The organism is Peribacillus sp. NPDC097675 (assembly GCF_050277655.1).
GTDB lineage: Bacteria > Bacillota > Bacilli > Bacillales > DSM-1321 > Peribacillus.
On the sequence record NZ_JBNNSK010000003.1, the window covers coordinates 20,601 to 38,484 of the forward strand.

24 protein-coding genes are annotated in these 17,884 nt (G+C 39.3%); 14 read left to right on the top strand and 10 right to left on the bottom strand.

The features are described from left to right. Window positions 1–10 precede the first annotated feature (10 nt). From ACQKL5_RS05480 to ACQKL5_RS05495, 4 genes are all read left to right on the top strand, one after another. Window positions 11–406, top strand: coding sequence for a hypothetical protein (locus ACQKL5_RS05480; protein WP_427607033.1), 396 nt, complete (start codon window positions 11–13; stop codon window positions 404–406). A 264-nt stretch (window positions 407–670) separates the two neighbouring features. Further along, window positions 671–1,489 carry a (2Fe-2S)-binding protein gene (locus ACQKL5_RS05485; protein WP_427607035.1) on the top strand — a complete coding sequence of 273 codons (819 nt, stop codon included), beginning with the start codon at window positions 671–673 and terminating at the stop codon, window positions 1,487–1,489. A 129-nt stretch (window positions 1,490–1,618) separates the two neighbouring features. Continuing rightward, window positions 1,619–2,560 carry a 3'-5' exoribonuclease YhaM gene (gene yhaM, locus ACQKL5_RS05490; RefSeq protein ID WP_427607036.1) on the top strand — a complete coding sequence of 314 codons (942 nt, stop codon included), beginning with the start codon at window positions 1,619–1,621 and terminating at the stop codon, window positions 2,558–2,560. A gap of 97 nt (window positions 2,561–2,657) precedes the next feature. After that, window positions 2,658–2,825 carry a sporulation YhaL family protein gene (locus ACQKL5_RS05495; RefSeq protein ID WP_402964091.1) on the top strand — a complete coding sequence of 56 codons (168 nt, stop codon included), beginning with the start codon at window positions 2,658–2,660 and terminating at the stop codon, window positions 2,823–2,825. Between the two features lie 55 nt (window positions 2,826–2,880). Here ACQKL5_RS05495 and ACQKL5_RS05500 read toward each other — a convergent pair whose 3' ends face one another. Continuing rightward, window positions 2,881–3,741, bottom strand: coding sequence for a peptidylprolyl isomerase (locus ACQKL5_RS05500; RefSeq protein WP_427607037.1), 861 nt, complete (start codon window positions 3,739–3,741; stop codon window positions 2,881–2,883). A gap of 200 nt (window positions 3,742–3,941) precedes the next feature. Between ACQKL5_RS05500 and ACQKL5_RS05505 the strand changes: the two genes are divergently transcribed. Then, window positions 3,942–4,028: a YjcZ family sporulation protein gene (locus ACQKL5_RS05505; protein WP_427607529.1), complete on the top strand. Its 87-nt coding sequence runs from the start codon at window positions 3,942–3,944 to the stop codon at window positions 4,026–4,028. A 178-nt stretch (window positions 4,029–4,206) separates the two neighbouring features. Continuing rightward, window positions 4,207–4,290: a YjcZ family sporulation protein gene (locus tag ACQKL5_RS05510; protein ID WP_402868526.1), complete on the top strand. Its 84-nt coding sequence runs from the start codon at window positions 4,207–4,209 to the stop codon at window positions 4,288–4,290. 122 nt (window positions 4,291–4,412) lie between these two features. On the opposite strand, the gene ACQKL5_RS05515 is transcribed toward ACQKL5_RS05510, so the two are convergent. Both ACQKL5_RS05515 and ACQKL5_RS05520 read right to left on the bottom strand, forming a co-directional pair. Continuing rightward, entirely contained in the window at window positions 4,413–4,613 is a 201-nt protein-coding gene (locus ACQKL5_RS05515; RefSeq protein WP_427607531.1) for a hypothetical protein, read from the bottom strand. A gap of 83 nt (window positions 4,614–4,696) precedes the next feature. Continuing rightward, window positions 4,697–5,254: a DUF3267 domain-containing protein gene (locus tag ACQKL5_RS05520; RefSeq protein WP_427607039.1), complete on the bottom strand. Its 558-nt coding sequence runs from the start codon at window positions 5,252–5,254 to the stop codon at window positions 4,697–4,699. Window positions 5,255–5,457: 203 nt separating this feature from the next. Between ACQKL5_RS05520 and ACQKL5_RS05525 the strand changes: the two genes are divergently transcribed. Beyond that, window positions 5,458–5,784 carry a DUF1878 family protein gene (locus ACQKL5_RS05525; protein ID WP_427607041.1) on the top strand — a complete coding sequence of 109 codons (327 nt, stop codon included), beginning with the start codon at window positions 5,458–5,460 and terminating at the stop codon, window positions 5,782–5,784. A 2-nt stretch (window positions 5,785–5,786) separates the two neighbouring features. Here ACQKL5_RS05525 and ACQKL5_RS05530 read toward each other — a convergent pair whose 3' ends face one another. Further along, window positions 5,787–6,365 (bottom strand): HTH-type transcriptional regulator Hpr, encoded by a 579-nt coding sequence (locus ACQKL5_RS05530; RefSeq protein ID WP_427607042.1) that lies wholly within the window; start codon window positions 6,363–6,365, stop codon window positions 5,787–5,789. Window positions 6,366–6,555: 190 nt separating this feature from the next. Beyond that, complete coding sequence (locus ACQKL5_RS05535; RefSeq protein ID WP_427607044.1) at window positions 6,556–6,918, bottom strand: YtxH domain-containing protein; 363 nt, start codon at window positions 6,916–6,918, stop codon at window positions 6,556–6,558. 301 nt (window positions 6,919–7,219) lie between these two features. On the opposite strand from ACQKL5_RS05535, the gene ACQKL5_RS05540 reads away from it, so the two are divergent. Next, on the top strand, window positions 7,220–7,399 hold the full coding sequence (locus ACQKL5_RS05540; RefSeq protein ID WP_427607046.1) for a hypothetical protein: 180 nt from the start codon (window positions 7,220–7,222) through the stop codon (window positions 7,397–7,399). 111 nt (window positions 7,400–7,510) lie between these two features. On the opposite strand, the gene ACQKL5_RS05545 is transcribed toward ACQKL5_RS05540, so the two are convergent. From ACQKL5_RS05545 to ACQKL5_RS05555, 3 genes are all read right to left on the bottom strand, one after another. Then, window positions 7,511–8,029 (bottom strand): tryptophan transporter, encoded by a 519-nt coding sequence (locus ACQKL5_RS05545; RefSeq protein ID WP_427607047.1) that lies wholly within the window; start codon window positions 8,027–8,029, stop codon window positions 7,511–7,513. 127 nt (window positions 8,030–8,156) lie between these two features. After that, entirely contained in the window at window positions 8,157–9,260 is a 1,104-nt protein-coding gene (serC, locus tag ACQKL5_RS05550; protein ID WP_427607048.1) for a 3-phosphoserine/phosphohydroxythreonine transaminase, read from the bottom strand. A 207-nt stretch (window positions 9,261–9,467) separates the two neighbouring features. Continuing rightward, window positions 9,468–9,890 carry an HIT family protein gene (locus ACQKL5_RS05555; RefSeq protein ID WP_427607050.1) on the bottom strand — a complete coding sequence of 141 codons (423 nt, stop codon included), beginning with the start codon at window positions 9,888–9,890 and terminating at the stop codon, window positions 9,468–9,470. 665 nt (window positions 9,891–10,555) lie between these two features. On the opposite strand from ACQKL5_RS05555, the gene ACQKL5_RS05560 reads away from it, so the two are divergent. The 4 genes from ACQKL5_RS05560 to ACQKL5_RS05575 all read left to right on the top strand — a co-directional run bounded on the left by ACQKL5_RS05560 (window position 10,556) and on the right by ACQKL5_RS05575 (window position 13,873). Beyond that, on the top strand, window positions 10,556–11,299 hold the full coding sequence (locus tag ACQKL5_RS05560) for an ABC transporter ATP-binding protein (protein ID WP_427607532.1): 744 nt from the start codon (window positions 10,556–10,558) through the stop codon (window positions 11,297–11,299). Beyond that, entirely contained in the window at window positions 11,292–12,500 is a 1,209-nt protein-coding gene (locus ACQKL5_RS05565; RefSeq protein ID WP_427607051.1) for an ABC transporter permease, read from the top strand. The genes ACQKL5_RS05560 and ACQKL5_RS05565 overlap by 8 nt, the downstream gene beginning before the upstream one ends. Window positions 12,501–12,591: 91 nt before the next feature. Further along, window positions 12,592–13,305, top strand: coding sequence for an EcsC family protein (locus ACQKL5_RS05570; protein ID WP_427607053.1), 714 nt, complete (start codon window positions 12,592–12,594; stop codon window positions 13,303–13,305). Between the two features lie 127 nt (window positions 13,306–13,432). Beyond that, the gene (locus ACQKL5_RS05575; RefSeq protein WP_427607055.1) at window positions 13,433–13,873 is read left to right on the top strand and encodes a cell wall hydrolase; all 441 of its coding nucleotides are present in this window, start codon (window positions 13,433–13,435) and stop codon (window positions 13,871–13,873) included. An 82-nt stretch (window positions 13,874–13,955) separates the two neighbouring features. Here the strand turns inward: ACQKL5_RS05575 and ACQKL5_RS05580 are convergent, their stop codons facing one another. Beyond that, window positions 13,956–15,161, bottom strand: a complete 1,206-nt coding sequence (locus tag ACQKL5_RS05580; protein ID WP_427607056.1) for a M20 family metallopeptidase — start codon at window positions 15,159–15,161, stop codon at window positions 13,956–13,958. Window positions 15,162–15,254: 93 nt separating this feature from the next. On the opposite strand from ACQKL5_RS05580, the gene ACQKL5_RS05585 reads away from it, so the two are divergent. Beyond that, complete coding sequence (locus tag ACQKL5_RS05585) at window positions 15,255–15,896, top strand: phosphatase PAP2 family protein (RefSeq protein WP_427607058.1); 642 nt, start codon at window positions 15,255–15,257, stop codon at window positions 15,894–15,896. Window positions 15,897–16,011: 115 nt separating this feature from the next. Here the strand turns inward: ACQKL5_RS05585 and ACQKL5_RS05590 are convergent, their stop codons facing one another. Further along, window positions 16,012–16,527, bottom strand: a complete 516-nt coding sequence (locus tag ACQKL5_RS05590) for an antibiotic biosynthesis monooxygenase family protein (RefSeq protein WP_427607060.1) — start codon at window positions 16,525–16,527, stop codon at window positions 16,012–16,014. A gap of 295 nt (window positions 16,528–16,822) precedes the next feature. On the opposite strand from ACQKL5_RS05590, the gene hemE reads away from it, so the two are divergent. Then, complete coding sequence (hemE, locus tag ACQKL5_RS05595; protein ID WP_427607534.1) at window positions 16,823–17,866, top strand: uroporphyrinogen decarboxylase; 1,044 nt, start codon at window positions 16,823–16,825, stop codon at window positions 17,864–17,866. The last annotated feature ends 18 nt before the right edge of the window (window positions 17,867–17,884 follow it).

Genomic DNA, 17,884 nt, shown 5'->3' on the forward strand with positions numbered 1-17,884 from the left:
GCATGATCTCTTGAATCAATATGATTCTTCGTTACGGTTACTCATCGAGGATGAATTCCCTGATAGACGATGTGTTGGGGGAAAGTATTCGATTACGAATCATACCATCACGTTGTATAAAAAAGATATGGAAATCCAATTGAAGCGTTTACTGGGTTCGTTGGAAAGGTTTGAGGAATATGCCTGGATTATCTTTGCTCATGAGATGGGCCATGCGTTAGATCCCGATCTTCCTGTGTTGAGCATGGAATTACATGGTCGGAATAAACGGGAAACGCTCTATCAAATCGAACTCAATGCATGGAACATTGCAGAGGGATTGATTCGGTTTATCAATGAGGGCCTATTTATTAGAGTAAGAGACGAGTCCCTTAGTTATTGTACAAACAACGTGCTTGTTGGATAAAAAACTCTCCGGATATTTCGGAGAGTTTTTTATTTATGCCTATCATGATTCGCATGGAGATACTGCAGGATTCTCGCCACTTCTCAATTAGCATATTAAAGATTCCTCTGTAGCCGTTTGGTTTTGACATCACAGGTGGGCGGATAAGTCGGGATCCACCAACTAATCTGAGTGCAAAAGAATGCGTAGGTTTTTATTTTTGAATTGACATTGAGAATCATTTTCATTAAACTGGGATTAATAGACTAAAAGGGGAGTAGTATAATGCCTATTAACGCCCAGTCTTTATCAATTGGCAATGCTGAAAAATCAATTATAAATAAATCATTCATGAATGAAATGAATATAGAAATACAACAACCTGATAGAGAGAAATACCGTCCCATACATAAGTTATCTCCTTCAATCGAAGAAGAGCTACAAACGTATCGGATTTCCTTTGATGAGGAGATAAGGAATCCAAGAAGCGTGGATGACATCGAAGAACTGATTGGTTATGCAATCATCCGGTCCGGAGCAGAAACCCCAAGGGTTGCAGCTTCGATGTGGTTCAGGCGTTATGCATTTTTTATTACGGCACAACTTTACATGATCAGTAAACATCGTCTTACTTGGAATGGTACCCTTTCTGACATCGAGGTCTTGGATGACCCCGAGGATGACCAATGGTTTCCCAAGTACGGGCTCAAAGAAACCGGGTGGAGCGATGTCTCAGATAAGGAAAGCACACAAGCTTTGCAGGCCGTATTAAAAAGATTTGGTTCGGATATCATTAACCCTCTTTCAAAATCTGCTAAAGTATCGAAACTCATACTTTGGGAAAATATTTGGGGATATACAGTCTGGATGTATTCAGAGCTGCTGAAGCAATGTGACATCAAGGAAAGAGTAGAAAAAGACATCGAAACGTTGCTGGATAATGAAATGTGGCTGAATTTCGAAAAGCGGTCTCCATTTAAACGGTTCATTGGGGAAAAAACGATCCCGGAATCCATGAATTCATATAAAAGGGTGACATGCTGTTTATATTATCAGATTGAGGGTCAGACAAAGTGTTCTTACTGCCCCAATAACAACTGTTGAATGAATTGTCTAGGAACCAGGCTGGTACAAACCAGCCTGGTTTTCTTATCTATACTTTAATCGAAACTAAACACACTAACCAATTTGGTATGTTATAATGTTGATATTTAATTGAACGGGGGCAGTCGCATGAAAAATGGGATCATTCACTATGGTATTGGTGAAGTAGTAGATATATATATGTACATTAAAACGAGTACAAAGGCGGTTGCTAGTAACGGCAAACCATTTTTGACGCTTATTTTGTCTGACAAAACCGGTGAAATCGAGGCTAAGCTTTGGGATGTTTCAGAGGCTGACGAAAAAACCTATAGCGCCGAGGCCACGGTGAAAGTGCAGGGAGAGGTCCAGAATTATCGTGGGCGGAGTCAATTGAAAATCCGACACCTTAGACTTACTACGGAAGCTGATGGTGTGTCAAAAGGCGATTTAATTCAAACCGCACCTCTAAGTCAGGAAGAAATGATGGAAACCATCACCCAATTCATTTTCGAAATGAGAAATCCAAATATCCAGAGAGTGACAAGGCACCTGGTTAAGAAGTACCAGGGAGAACTGCTAACGTTCCCTGCTGCCACTAAAAACCATCATGAGTACATGTCGGGCCTTGCTTACCACGTTGTCTCCATGCTGGGGCTTGCCAAGGCTATTTCGAGCCTATACCCATCTCTTGATAAGGATCTTTTATACGCTGGGGTCATTTTACACGATCTTGGAAAGGTCCATGAATTATCCGGTCCAGTTTCGACTGTCTATACGGTTGAAGGGAACCTTCTTGGCCATATCACAATCATGGTGAATGAAGTCGGCAAGGCTGCAGAAGAACTGGGCATTGAAACAGAAGAAATTATGATCCTGAAACATTTGGTTTTGAGCCACCATGGAAAAGCGGAATGGGGAAGCCCGAAACCGCCAATGGTAAGGGAAGCGGAGGTCCTTCATTATATTGATAATATGGATGCAAAAATCAATATGATGGATCGGGCACTTGAAAAAGTGAAACCGGGCGAATTTACGGAAAGAGTGTTTGCTCTGGATAATCGTTCATTCTATAAACCAACCTTTAAATAAAAAGTATGCCCCTTTCTCTACTGAGAAAGGGGCATACTTTTTTTGCTCCTGCATATGCTCTTATAAAACGATAGGAGATATTGAAAGGAGAATGGACATGCCAATTTGGATATGGTTCGTGTTTATTGGAATCATTGTCAGTGCCGTCATGGCAATTTGGACAGCGAGGAAAGAACGCATGATAGATGAAGCCTGGATTGAAAAGGAAGGGCAGAAATATATAGACCGGATGAGAGAGGAAAGAGAGAAACGTAAAGAAGCATAGAGAAAAAAAGCGAAAGGGAGATAAATGTCCCTTTCGCTTTTTTTGGTGCCTATTATTATTTTTCTGTAGCCGTATCGGATTTAAGGGAGTCTTTTAGATCCTTGTCCTTAACCTTCACGTCTGCTTTTTTAACTTCAGAATCTAAAATGCCTTGAACTTTTGCTTGGTCAATTTTAGCAACTTTTAGTTTATTCTCAAGTTCCTTTTTCATGTCTTCATAAGGTTCTTTTTCTTTTTTATCGAGTAACTGGATAACATGGTAGCCGAATTCAGATTTGACTGGTTTTGAGATTTCGTCTTTTTTCATCTTAGCTGCAGCTTCTTCGAATTCCGGAACCATTTCACCTGTACCGAACCAACCAAGATCTCCACCTTTTGAAGCTGTTCCTGTGTCTGTGGAATATTCTTTAGCAAGTGCAGCAAAGTCTCCACCTTTGTCCAACTTAGCTTTGACTTCATCAGCTGTTTTCTTGTCTTTCACAAGAATATGTCTAGCTTTAAGGTCTGGTTTGTAGTTCTTGTAAGCTTCTTTCACTTCAGCTTCTTTCACATTGATGTCAGCGATGGCCGCTTTTTCTTGAAGCATGCCAATTTTCAGTGCTTTCTTGAGATCGGCTTCACTATTATATCCAGATGAACTTAAAGCTGTTTCGAAGTTATCACCCATTTGTTCTTTAAGATCTTTTACTTTAGCTTTAACCTCTTTATCCGTTACCGTATATTTATCGGATAGGACTTTTTCGTAAATCATTTCTTGTAGAACTTGATCACCGTATCTGTCTTTCATCACATTATAGAACTCTTCTTTCGATATGTCTCCGGCTTTCGACTCTACTACCGCTTCTTTGTCGCTATTGCATGCTGTAAGTCCGATCAATCCAGCAGCCACAGCAACGGATAATGCCAACTTCTTCATTTAGTAACAACTCCTAATTTTTAAGTTTCTTTTTGTTATTCTTCTTCGAATATCCACATTTTCAACTATAACATATATTGGTTGTTTTACAAAAAATAATATATTGATGTACCATTAACAATTTTTATAAAACTGGGTATGTGCCCACCCATATTTTTAACCCATACATATGATAAATCGAAGACAACAACGGAGGTAGCATGATGGGTAATCGATATGGCAGTGGATTTGCTTTATTGGTTGTTTTATTCATTTTATTAATGATTGCTGGGGCAACGTACTGGTAGCCAAAATGCAATATTAATATGAAAAGCGCCCACTCCTTTTGGAATGGAGATGAATAGGATAGAGTAGCCGCTCGTGGGAATTTACAGATGGTATTTCAACCTGATGAAGAATATTCCTTTAAACGGGATATAAGAGTGTGCATGAAATTATTTATTTAGATGGGGAGGAGGAAGATCAATGTCTGGAGGAGTTGGTGGGGGTTTTGCCCTAATAGTCGTTCTTTTCATCCTATTAGTTATCATAGGCGCATCTTGGTTATAAATAAAAGACAAAAAGACGAAGCAGCGTGCTTCGCCTTTTTCTTTATGTGAGTAGAAGCGCCAAAATACCACATTAATGTAGATATGTAATGATTATTATCATTGTTTACGCAAGATTTTCCATTACGTATACAAAATTTCAATATAGGAGGATAATAACAGAATCGTGATCAAAACATTAATGGTCCTAAATACTTTAGGCTGCTTTTCTTCAGAGATTTCCTTTTGAATACATAAAGAGTTTGTCATTCTATTAATATTATAAAGAATCACAATAGCAAATATAATAAACCAGAACGAGATCAAAAAAATCCCTCCTTGCATAACATCATGTATAAATACGATACCAAATAATAAGGAAAAAAGATACCTTAAAATCTTAGCAGATGTCAGAAGGAGACAATTCTTCATTTTTGGACGAGAATATCATATCCTTCTCCATGCTCTTCAATGAAGGATCGTCCGGGTGACCCTAACAGGTTCTTAGCATATATGAAATCCGACACACATAAACCTGTATGCAGAGATAGTAAAATGGCGAAATAATGAATGTAATGTGGAAAAATAATGGCACATCCGACTAAAAGAAAGGAAATGAACACGAAGGGAAGGACCAAGGTGATCAGGTATAGATATTTTCGGATTGGATGGTGCATATAAATTTTACATGTCAGTATAAGCCCCCATTTAAGACGCCAACAAGTTTTTACATTTTTACATACTAATCTCATAGGTAAGTAGTGTAATAATTTGTGAACAGGATATAATAAAAGCAAGAGGGTAAAAAATCCCAACGTTTGATCGTCGTACAAAATGACATGAGATGAAATGACGCTAAATAATGTATATATAAAAACAAATGACATCAATATAGTGAAAACTGTTATATGAAATATCCTGCAGCTTCCATACTGTTTTGATAGGTCAATTGTTTTCCATGAATTCATGTTGAAATCAGCCTCCATAGACCTTTAAATTTACTTACATACATTACGATGAATGAATGGAAAAAGCAATAGGTTTTTTGGATTTTGTTTCTATACAATATCAGGAAGGATTAAAGTATCTGATCTGTGGCCTTACCCTCAGATATACCGAAGCTAAGGGGACAAATAAAAAAGGATATTGAGCGTATGCTAAATAATGATTGATTGGGGACTATATAGGTATGAGAAGTTTAAATGAAGAAATTGAAATACTCCGTTTTCATCAACGACTGCTACTAAAGTTGATTCATCATCCAGAGGCGAAATTGGATTATCTTTTTGTGGAAAAAAACTTCACGGAGAAGGAGGCAGAAGAATTGATTGAAACATGTGATGTGTTGAGCAAACGTTTTGAAATAGAAAAAGCGGAAGGTTACATGAATTTTCGACCGCTTTTTAGTCAATTGGAAAAAAGTTTAAATCCCAAAGCAACTATAAAAGAATGTATTGAGGCTTGCCTCTCACAAGGTATGTATGTAGCTTTCATGAAGGAAATGTCTAAAATGTGAGATTAAACGGCCTCAGTTTCTTTCTCTATCTTTTTTTTGGTGATTTTGCCGTCCACGTCAGTAAAGTCCCGGTCGATGTTAGAGAAGGATTTTTCGAAGATTTCCATGAAATCTTCCCCGTAGATATTACGGATCACAGCCATCATCTCAATCATTTCGGGAAACTTACCGTAAAGCTCACGAAGGGGCATCGCTCCGGAAAAGGCGGAGTTGTTACTTGGTTCATATGTCTCCATTAAATCAAGTATGACTTTTTCTCCTTCATCGGTGATTTCAATATACGTATTCCTTTTATCATTCTCTTTTTTCGAAAATGTCAAAAATCCACGTTCTTCTAATTTCTTCGAAAAGTTAAAGGCAGTAGAAACATGCATGACCCCGAATTTGGCAACATCAGAAATGGAGGAGCCGTTAAGATGATATGCAATCCATAGGATATGATGCTCATTAATATTTAAATCATGAGGTTTAATCCATTGTTGCCAGTCTTTTTCAATCGATTTCCATAATGCTTTACTTAATTGAGCGATTCGTTGACTGAATATCATTGCTTCTTTCATAGAATAATTTTTATTCTGCATCTTATGGGCTCACCTACTTATCAGATTCTGTATATATTATTATGACAATAAAATAAAAATTAATAAAGAGAATATTAGCAAAATTTTTAGAAAATTTAATATTTGCTAAGGAATTCTCCATTTCCTCCCAATAAAACGTGTAATTTTATGGAAAAAATGGAGAACCGACTTTGCTGAATTACATTTGTCCTCAGTTCTTGGGAGACGGGATGGCTGTTTCTAGCTCTTTTAAAGAGTCTTCAATTTCTTGAACATTCTTTAATAACTCCGTTTTATTTGGTTCGATATTATGTTTCCAATCCTCTATGACGACTTGTACATCGGATATGAAAGTTTTTACTGTCTCTTTGCTGATTTGAGTCGCTTCCATAGCATCCTCTTTGATGTTTAACAATTTAACCTTTAATTCTTCAATGGTTGTTTTAATTTCATCGGAATTTGTTTTAATCCGACCACGGAGGTCTTTCCCCGAAGTTGGTGCAGAAAGTAATGTTGCTGCTCCTGCTACAACTGTTCCAGTTAAAAAGCCGATTAATAATGATTTTGCTTTCATTTAGAATCACCTCATTTTATAATATTCATTTCGCTTAGTATGGTCTAAATCCCTGCTAGGAAAAACATCAATTGGAAATTATGTTATATAGAGATATAAATGCTATTGATAACAAAATACCATAATTTTCTTCCTTATGGAAGAGAATCTACCATTTTATCCTTATATCACAAAAATATTTTTTTAAACTTCTTTATTTAAATCTAACGTGAAGATCTTCCAGAATCATATAAAGGGAAGATCAGGCATATAGATCATATAAACAAGCTGTCAGCTCTGTGATGGGTTGGGTGGGTTTATAATGAAAATGATATTTTTATTAGGCTTAATAGGTTTGTGCGGGATGGGGTATTTTTTAGTAAGGGCAAAGTATCCAAGGAGCTATCCTTCTAAGCGGGTACTACAGTCTAATGCGTTCTTGATGGGAGTGCCGGGTATCTTTCTGCTATTGATATGGTTGATATGGGCAATGGTCCATTGAGCGTAGGCCTGGGGTGAGTGGTGAATCATTACGGAAGAATAATCTGATATGTAGATGAAAAAAAAGCACCGGTTCATTCCGGTGCTTTTTAAAGTATGTTAATCCTGCTGGTTAAGCATGAACGGGTATCTTTGTCTTTTGTACAATGCCTTTCACAATTGGATAAATAAAGACCATCGCGACTGTGTTAAGCAGTACGGCAGGAAGTACAACTGCTCCGAATAATACAACGAAAGGTCCTGGTAGGGAAACGATATAATAAGCCGAACCAAGGAAGATTGCACCGGAAATGATGGTTCCTAGGGCAGTCAGAATACAAACGCTGATAACGGAAGTTGAAAACTTCTTAAAACCAATGAATAAAAGATAAAACAAAAAGGCTGTGACAAACTTGTCGATGATATTGGGAATTTGTCCTCCAGGGAATGTCGTAGTCATGGCAGAAATGGCTCCTGCGGCCAAGGCGACGATGAATACATTCCTTTTCTCGGGATACAGAACAATGGCCAAAAACATCATCAGCAACATCATGTCGGGCTTCATTCCTAAAAAGAAACCAGGAACAATAAAATGTAGTGCAGCTCCAATCCCAATTAATAGGGATAGTGACACAAGGGTTTTCGTTTTCATTTACTCATCTCTCCTATTCTCATCTCAACTAATAAATTCTTCAACAATGCACTGTTGCTTGTTGCAAGAAGTTTAAAATATTATATCATAGGACCCATTCTTTTAGAAGTCAAAAATACCTAGTTCATTAATGGGTTTGAGTTTCTTTTGCCATGTATGCATCTTGGAATTTCTTCATGAACGCCGCTAGTTCTTGGCAATGGGAAAGAGGAACGGCATTATAGATGGATGCCCTGCAGCCTCCGATAGAACGATGTCCATTAAGCCCTACGAATCCAGCTTCTTTCACTTCCTTTAGGAACTGCTTTTCGGCTTCTTCCGTTGGAAGGGTGAACGTTACATTCATATGTGAACGACTTTCATAAAGGGCATGCCCTTTATAGAATCCATTGCTGTTATCGATGATATCGTATATAGCTTTAGCTTTTTCTGCATTGATCTCAGCGATTTTCTCTACGCCGCCTTGTTCTTTTGCCCAGTCCAATACAAGGGATAACAAGTAAATCGCCAACGTTGGTGGTGTATTATATAATGAATTGTTTTTTGAGTGAATAGAATAATTAAGCATGGATGGAATCTTGTCGTTATCAGTAATTAAGTCTTTACGGATAATGACAACGGTAATACCTGATGGCCCCAAGTTTTTTTGTGCACCTGCATAAATGATGCCGAATTTACTGACATCAATTTTTCTACTGAGGATATCACTCGACATATCAGCAACTAGTGGGACGTTTCCTGTTGCAGGGAATTCATTCCATTGCGTGCCGTAAATGGTATTATTACTCGTAATGTGCAGATAGGCAGCATCTTCGTTCATCTCAATATCTGTAACTTTTGGAATGTACGTATATGTATCATCTTTAGATGATGCAACAACTGCTGTTTCCCCAACCTTTTTCGCTTCCTTTAAAGCTTTTTCTGACCAAGAACCAGTCAAGACGTAATCCGCACGTTTACCATCTTTCAAGATGTTCATAGGAATCATGGAAAATTGGAGGCTGGCTCCGCCTTGTAAAAGAAGAACTTCATAATTTTCAGGAATCTCCATAAGTTCTTTCAATGTTTGAATGGCATGATTGTGAATCTTTTCGAATTCTGCGCTTCTATGGCTTAATTCCATGACAGACATGCCTGAATCCTCGATATTCAACCATTCGTTTTGTGCTCTTTGCAAAACTTCCAAGGGAAGTGCAGCTGGCCCTGCGTTAAAATTACGTGCACGTTTCAATGTATTTTCCTCCTATACTGTAATGTGTGAAAGTATGTAAGACTATTTATATCCTATCAGAAAATGAATTTAAATTGGAGGAAAATTTAGAATTATGAATGTGGGAGTCCATGAGGTGCGATTGATTTGGAAGGTTGGAAAAATAGGACCTCTTGTAAAGGTCCTATTTTGATTCAGGCATTCCCTTAACATATGCTTAGGAAGAGGTTATTTAATATGCTGGGAAATGGAGTCGGCAATTTCTTTTAAATCTTCGGGTGTATACTCGCTCGTATGTGTTTTCCACACGGCACCGAACCCATCGTGTTTACCATGTCGTGGAATCAAGTGCATATGGAAATGGAAAACGGACTGCCCAGCTGCTTCACCGTTATTGTTTAAAATGTTCAATCCGACAGGTTGAAATTCCTGTTTCATGGCACGGGAAATTTCCGGTACCACTTCAAATAGATTCTGTGCAATCTCGGGCGTTAATTCATAAATGTTTTCCTTATGTACTTTCGGGATTACCAGTGTATGGCCTTTTGTTACTTGGCTGATATCAAGAAACGCCAGCACATGTTCATTTTCAAATACTTTCGTACTTGGAATATCTCCATCGATAATCTTGCAGAAAATGCAATCGCTCATATAAAACACTCCATTCTCTATTTTGGTTAATCGTACCATAGCTTGTTTCCCCACGAAAAGAAAAAAACATAAAAACAGGATGCAACTAAACGTTGCACCCTGCTTCTTTGAAAAAGGGGGAAGTTGCTTCAATTATAAATTCGCATTAGCATCTAAATTCTCTGCGACAAACACCTCATCTACAATTTAGTAAAATTTTGGTTATCTGTTTAGAGATTCTCCATTCAAAGCAACCATCTCCTATATCTTTAAAGTTAAATCAACTTACAAAGCATATTCGATTATGATTGAATGTTTCTGCTTTTACGTGCAAGAGAACCATCTCCTTGCTCGAAACGATTTAAATAATTTTACTGAAGCTTCTGGTTTAATTCAGTTATACGTCTTTGACTGACACCTCATCTACAATTTGATTGTGAATCAATTGTAATGAAACTTTTGGGCAATTCAGCTTTATACGTCTTTAACTGACACCTCATTTACAATATGATGTGAATCACTTGCAATGACTAACCCCTTCTTCCTTACTTATGATGGCCGAAATATCGAAAAAATATAATTGGTTATTTAAGGTAATTATAAAATGAGTACACCCGACTATATTAAAACAGGAGAATTTGGTAAAATGGAAAAAAGAACGTTTATATATAGAAAGGATTGTTTATATGTCCTTATTGGAAATTAAGCAACTGGTCGGGGGATACACGAAGACACCCGTATTAAAAGGAATAAGTTTTGATATTCAACCTAATGAACTTGTCGGATTAATCGGACTCAACGGTGCCGGGAAGAGTACGACGATTAAACACATCATCGGGCTCATGGAACCCAAAGGCGGAAGTGTCTCCATTCATGGGAAGACACTTGCCCAAGATCCTGATACATACCGAAAACAATTTACATATGTTCCAGAAACACCAATTTTATATGATGAGCTGACGCTTGAAGAGCATTTGAAGCTGACAGCCATGGCACATGGTATGGAAGAATCCGTGTATAAAGAGAGAATGACCGCTCTTTTGAAGGAATTCCGTATGGAAAAAAGATTGAAGTGGTTTCCGGCCCATTTTTCTAAAGGGATGAAACAGAAAGTCATGATCATGTGTGCCTTTTTGGTCCAACCGTCCTTATATATAGTCGATGAGCCATTTGTAGGTCTGGATCCGCTTGGCATTCAGTCCTTACTTGATTTGATGAAGAAGATGAAGGAGAGTGGGGCGGGAATATTAATGTCAACCCATATCCTGGCGACTGCGGAACGCTACTGCGATTCGTTCATCATCTTACATAATGGGGAAATACGGGCAAAAGGGAATTTAGAACAGCTCCGCGAACAATTTTCGATGCCGGGAGCTACGCTCGACGATCTGTATATCCAGCTGACGAAGGAAGAGAACGGCCATGAATAGCCAAGGCCTTTGGAAGGAAAGGTATATTCTCTACATCCAAGAAATGCAAAAATACCTACGCTACATTTTTAACGGCCACCTCGTTTTCGTAATGGTAATGGTATTAGGCGGACTGGCTTATTATTACAGTGACTGGGTGAAAACACTGGATAGTGATTTTCCGGCTGAGCTTATCATGGCCGTCGTGTTAGGCATCCTTGTGACACGAAGTCCTATCAATACATTCTTAAAGGAACCGGATACCGTATTTTTACTGCCGCTTGAAACGAAGTTGAAAAGCTACTTTAAAAATTCCCTGATACTAAGTTGGTTCATGCAAGGATTTTTGCTATTGATCATGCTGGTCGTGTTCATTCCAATGTATGCAAAAGTTACGGGAGCAAGCGGTAAGGATTTTGGGTTCATTCTGATTGCTTTACTCGTAATGAAGTATTTGAATTTGTCCATGAGGTGGCTGGTGCTGAAATACCAGGATGTCTCCGTGAGCCTTTGGGACTCGCTCATCCGCTTTGTACTCAATGGCGTGTTGCTTTACTTTGTTTGTTCGAAAGCGAATATCCTGTATGTACTTGTCACCCTCATTTTAATGATTGGGTTATATCTGTATTACCGCAATGCAACCAGGAACCTTGTATTGAAGTGGGACCGTTTGGTTGAACTTGAAAACAAAAGGATGACAGCCTTTTACAGAATTGCTAATATGTTCACAGATGTTCCTCATTTAAAGGGGAAGGTTACACGAAGGAAATGGATGGACGGGTTATTGGCCTTCATTCCATACGGAGAGAAATCCACTTACAACTACCTGTATGCCAGAACATTGCTGAGGTCGAATGATTATGTAGGTCTCTGTGTACGGCTGACAGTCATAGGGTCTTTCATTCTGGTGGTGTTTACAAACATCTGGGCCCATTTAATCGTCACTTTCTTATTCCTATTCATGACGGCTCTTCAGCTTTTACCGGTATGGAAAGTGCATGAATGGAAAGTCTGGGTTTCCTTATATCCATTGCCTGCAAAAATGAGGGAAGTGGCAGTCATCAAGTTCATATCGTACTTCCTGTTATTTGAGGCATTAATCTTTTCCTTGACCCTTCTAGTAAAAGGGGAATGGATGTCCACTTTAGCCGTATTGGCCTTAGGGTTCATTTTCATTCTAGGTTTTAAAGGATATGCAACGAAAAAAATTAAAAACTTTTGACTGCGGAGCTGATTTTTTGATAAGAAAAATCAGCTCCGTTTTTTTGTGGGATTTAAAACTAAAATAACACTTGAGGGTATATACATGAAATATGGAGGTGGGGAACATCGAATACGAACAAAGGGCGCTATCTGAACTCGCCTCATGGAAAAAGAAAGTCGACAAGAAGTCAGGCCTGTTTGAACGGGCTTCTAAAAAAGCTCAAATCAAAGTGAACAGTTATATCCCGGCAAAGGTTCATAAAGTTATTTCCGAGAGTATTAGAGGTATGGTAGAGGCTGTTTTATCAGGGTCTAAATATATGTCCAAAGAAAAGAATGTCATGCTATTATCCCTCCAACAAAAAGAAGAGTGGGTAAAAGAAACGATTTCGACCTATCGGAGAACGGCGATTATTGAAGGTGTGGGGACGGGAGCGGCTGGCCTACTGGTCGGATTGAGCGATTTCCCTCTTCTCTTGAGCATTAAGATGAAGCTTTTATTTGAAATTTCCCGGTTGTACGGATTTGATCCAGACCAATATGAAGAACGATTGTTCATTCTTCATGTGTTCCAGATGGCTTTTTCAAGCGAGGAAAAGAAAATGGATACTTTAAGGGTTATACAAAACTGGAATACAGGCAATCACCCTGAAATTAATTGGCAAGATTTTCAGCAAGAATACCGCGATTATATTGACGTGGTCAAAATGCTTCAGCTCGTTCCGGGATTAGGGGCCGCCGTAGGGGCATATGCCAATCATCATTTACTGGAACAGCTCGGGGAAACGGCCATCAATTGCTATCGGATACGGCTTTTAAACTAGTGATGAACCATGAAGGTTGGCAAAAGGTATGGATACTGTAGGTTTTTAATGAAAAATATGGATTCTTATTTGATAAGCAATGTCATCAATATAGGCTTCATTTCATATTATATTTTGAGGTGAAAACATGCCAAGAGTACAGTATCGAAGTTCGGATGTAGATTTAATGGCTAGGATGATGAGGGCAGAGGCCGAAGGTGAAGGGCTCCAGGGGATGTTATATGTCGGGAATGTCATAGTGAATCGTGCTGTAGCAGATTGTTTAGACTTTAAAAATGTTAGAACAATCCCGGAAGTCGTCTATCAGGTTCAAGGAGGGAATTATTCTTTTGAAGCCGTCCAAAAAGGGAATGTATTTTATCAAAGAGCGAGAGATGCTGAAAGAAGATTAGCAAAAAGGAACTTGGAAAGTTGGAGGGAGCACCCAGCGAAATATGCTCTTTGGTACTTTAATCCATCTGCTGCGTGCCCTCCAACATGGTATGACCAACCTTTTACCGGTCAATTTAAAAATCACTGTTTTTATGAACCGATAGCTGGAACATGTGAAAGTGTTTATTCAGGGTAGGTTTTGTTTGATAAAGTATGAAAGGGAACATCCTGGCTAGCAGGTGTTCCCTTTTTTAGATTCATAAGATACGGCTTAGCTGTTATTTGGCGACGGTTCCTTGTACTTTCCTTGGCTGCTTTCTTTGATAGGATACCGCTGCAGTGCCTAAGGTTTTCGCTGCAATGAGCATCGCCTTTTCATCAAAATCGAATAGTGGGTGATGGTGTGGGTAGGTATGGTCTTGTAGAGGCTGGGCACCCGTGAAGAAGAATGTTCCCTTAACTTTCTGTAAATAATAGGAGAAGTCCTCCCCTGTCATACTAGGCTCTATTTCCTGTAGAGTGTGAATTTCTTTGATGGAGCTGGAGCTCTCTACAAGAAATGCAGTTTCCTCTACATGCGTGACAACTGCAGGGTACCCTAGGTGAAATGCATAGTCATAGGTGCAATCGGCGGTAAGGCAAATACCCTTGGTGATTTTCTCTATTTCAGCACTGATGAAAGAGCGGACATCCTCTTTGAATGTTCGGACTGTCCCAACTATTTTTGCTTTGTCAGCGATGACGTTAAAGGCATTATCGGCGACGAACGAACCGACGGTGACGACGGCTGAATCAATCGGGTTGATGCGCCGACTGACGATTTGCTGTAAAGCGACAACTAGCTGTGAGGCAGTTACAATGGCATCCCGTGTATTATGCGGCTGGGCTCCATGTCCTCCTTTACCTTGTATCGATATTTCAAAACGGTCGGCTGCCGCCATTAACGGTCCGTATGCATATTGAAGGGTTCCGGTTGGGGCTGTAGCCCATAAATGGGTTCCGAAAATGACGTCCACTCCATCCAAACATCCAGCTTCAATCATCGATTTAGCCCCTCCTGGAGCATATTCTTCCGCATGTTGATGGATAAAGACATATTCACCTTCAAGTTCATCTTTTAGTGTATGCAAGGTTTTTGCTAGAACGAGAAGAGTTGCTGTATGACCATCATGTCCACATGCATGCATGACACCAGAGACGGTTGACTTGTAAGGAACGTCTTTTTCATCCTGGATAGGAAGACCGTCAAAGTCGGCTCGTAGGGCAACGGTCTTGCCTTCTTTTCTGCCATAAACTCTTGCGACTACCCCATTCCCTCCGATGTTGGTTTGAACATCGATTCCTAAACCCCGATAAAAATTGGCGATAAAGGCAGCTGTTTTCGTTTCGTGAAAGGACAGCTCGGGATGTTGGTGAAGGTGTCTTCGGATTGATACCATTTCCTCGTAGGACTCTTCAAGAAGAACCAGTAATTGATGAATCATCGAAAACCTCCCAAAGATTGGATTATTTGTAAAAATAGTATAACATAAACCTAGCGGATAATAGGTGAAGGTGTATATAAAGGAGTATGTATCATGATTAAGTATACAAGGGTAGCCATCATACTGATTTGTTTAGTTGTATTCATTCTGTTCATGAATGAAGTGCAACGAGGAAATACAGTATCCTTCGACAATAATATTTCGAAGATTTTTACCGGTGTGGCAAATACATATTGGCTGCCTTTTTTTAAGACAATCACTTACCTGGGATCATCCATTTTCATTGGTTGTGGCAGTGTGGTACTTGTTCTATTTCTATGGTTTATAAAGAAGGACTACTGGGCGATGGCAATCGTTTCGATAGGAGTAGCCGGAGGGGATCTTATAAAAAGGACCCTAAAGAATTTCATTCAAAGAGATCGACCAGAACATAGCTTGGTGGAAGCGCAGGGCTTCAGTTTTCCTAGCGGGCATTCCATGGTAGGAATGATCTTTTTTTGCATGGTTGCCTATTTCATCCTTAAAGAAATAAAGTCTACATCACTCAAATGGGCTGTGCGCTCTGGCTTTCTGTTTCTGGTACTGCTCATAGGGATGAGCCGAATCGCCCTTGGAGTCCATTTTCCTTCTGATGTCCTCGCAGGCTACGCTTTAGGATTGGCGTATGGCATATGCTGCCTTTCGGTCTATCAGTGGTTGAAGCAGAAAGAAGGTGGAGAAAATGCCAGCACTTAATATATTTTTTGGCTTGTGTATTCCTTTCGGTCTCATGATAGATACGGCATATCATAACGAAAAGGCCAACTACATTCATGAGTTGGCCTTTTCGGTTATATTGATGGGGTGACGTTTATTCGTTGGAATCCTTCACTAAAGTGTACTGGGTCATATAGGCTTCACCTGAGAACATCTTTTGGCTTGAATTCGTTACAGGAGTGGAACCGTTATTATTAAAGGCTTCCTTAAAGGAGCTTGAATTCTTCCAACTTAAAAAGTTGGCTTGCTTTTCCCAAATGGTAAGGATAATGTACGTTTCGGAATGGATCGGTCTTAAGATCCGAAGGGCGACAAGGCCGGGCTCTCTTGCGATGGAATCGGCGCTGTTTTTGAAACGGTGTTCAAATACAGGACGTCCTTCTTCACTGACCGGGATATTGTTCATGACGACATATCCACTTTCCGGTAGGTCGCCGGTACCGTCCACTACTTCGTATTTGCGTGGCGAAGCGAAAATCGTTTTCTTTGTTGTTTCATGCAAAAGCACCGTAGTTTCAGCATTTTGCATGAGTAGTATTTTTTCAGATGGATGTTTATCTTTTTTTATTTTCAGAAAATCGAATGTGCCTGATGTGATGAATATATTCATATTTTACCCTCCAGTAGTTAATAGTAGTCCCTATACCCATTTTACCCAAGGGGTAATGTTTTTACCATTTACCCTTTGTTAAGTTGCTATTAATCATTTTGTCACTTCTTTAGAAAAATCTTTTTTCGAAAAAAGTCGAATTTCTGACAAATAATTAGGTTCGCTATACTTCTATATTAGAAAAAGCTATAGTTTAAGCAGTTACGATTTGAAAAACAACTACCATCTGATATTCTATGTAAGAGATACATAAAAAATGGAACGTTGAGTGCTTGAAAGGTGGATATTAATGAGTATGGAAATTAAGAATGATACTTTTTTGAAAGCAGCTAGAGGAGAGAAAACGGATCACGTGCCGGTCTGGTATATGCGTCAAGCAGGCCGTTCCCAGCCTGAATACCGTAAACTGAAGGAAAAGTATTCTCTTTTTGAAATTACACATCAGCCAGAGTTATGCGCTTTTGTAACTAGATTGCCTGTTGAACAGTATGATGTCGATGCAGCAATTTTATATAAAGATATTATGACACCGCTACCAGCATTGGGCGTGGATGTAGACATTAAATCAGGCATAGGTCCGGTTATTTCCAATCCAATCCAATCATTGAGAGATGTTGAAAAATTAGGTGAATTGTCACCAGAAGAAGACATTCCATATGTATTGGATACGATTAAATTATTGACGACCGAACAATTGTCTGTGCCATTGATAGGGTTTTCTGGTGCACCATTTACGATTGCTTCCTATATGATTGAGGGGGGCCCTTCGAAAAACTATAATAAAACGAAAGCTTTTATGTATTCTGAACCAAAAGCATGGTTTGCCTTGATGGATAAGTTGGCAGACATGATCATCGTCTATGTGAAGGCTCAGATTACAGCGGGCGTTAAAGCCGTCCAAATCTTTGACTCATGGGTAGGTGCTTTGAATGTCGAGGATTATAGGGTGTTCATCAAACCTATCATGAACCGTATATTTACGACATTGCGTGAGGAAAATGTACCACTTATCATGTTCGGTGTCGGTGCAAGCCACTTGGCGATGGAATGGAATGACCTTCCTATCGATGTGGTTGGACTGGATTGGAGACTGCCTATTTCACAAGCAAGGCAGATGGGCATTCGGAAAACTGTTCAGGGTAACCTCGATCCGGCGATTCTACTGTCCTCATGGGATATCATTGAAGAACGGACCAAACAAATCCTTGATCAAGGCATGGAGCAGGACGGGTATATCTTCAATCTTGGACATGGGGTATTTCCTGATGTGAATCCGGATACATTGAAGAAATTGACTGCTTTTATCCATGAATATTCTTCCAGTAAGAAAAAAGGCTGAGCGGAACATTTGCTCCGA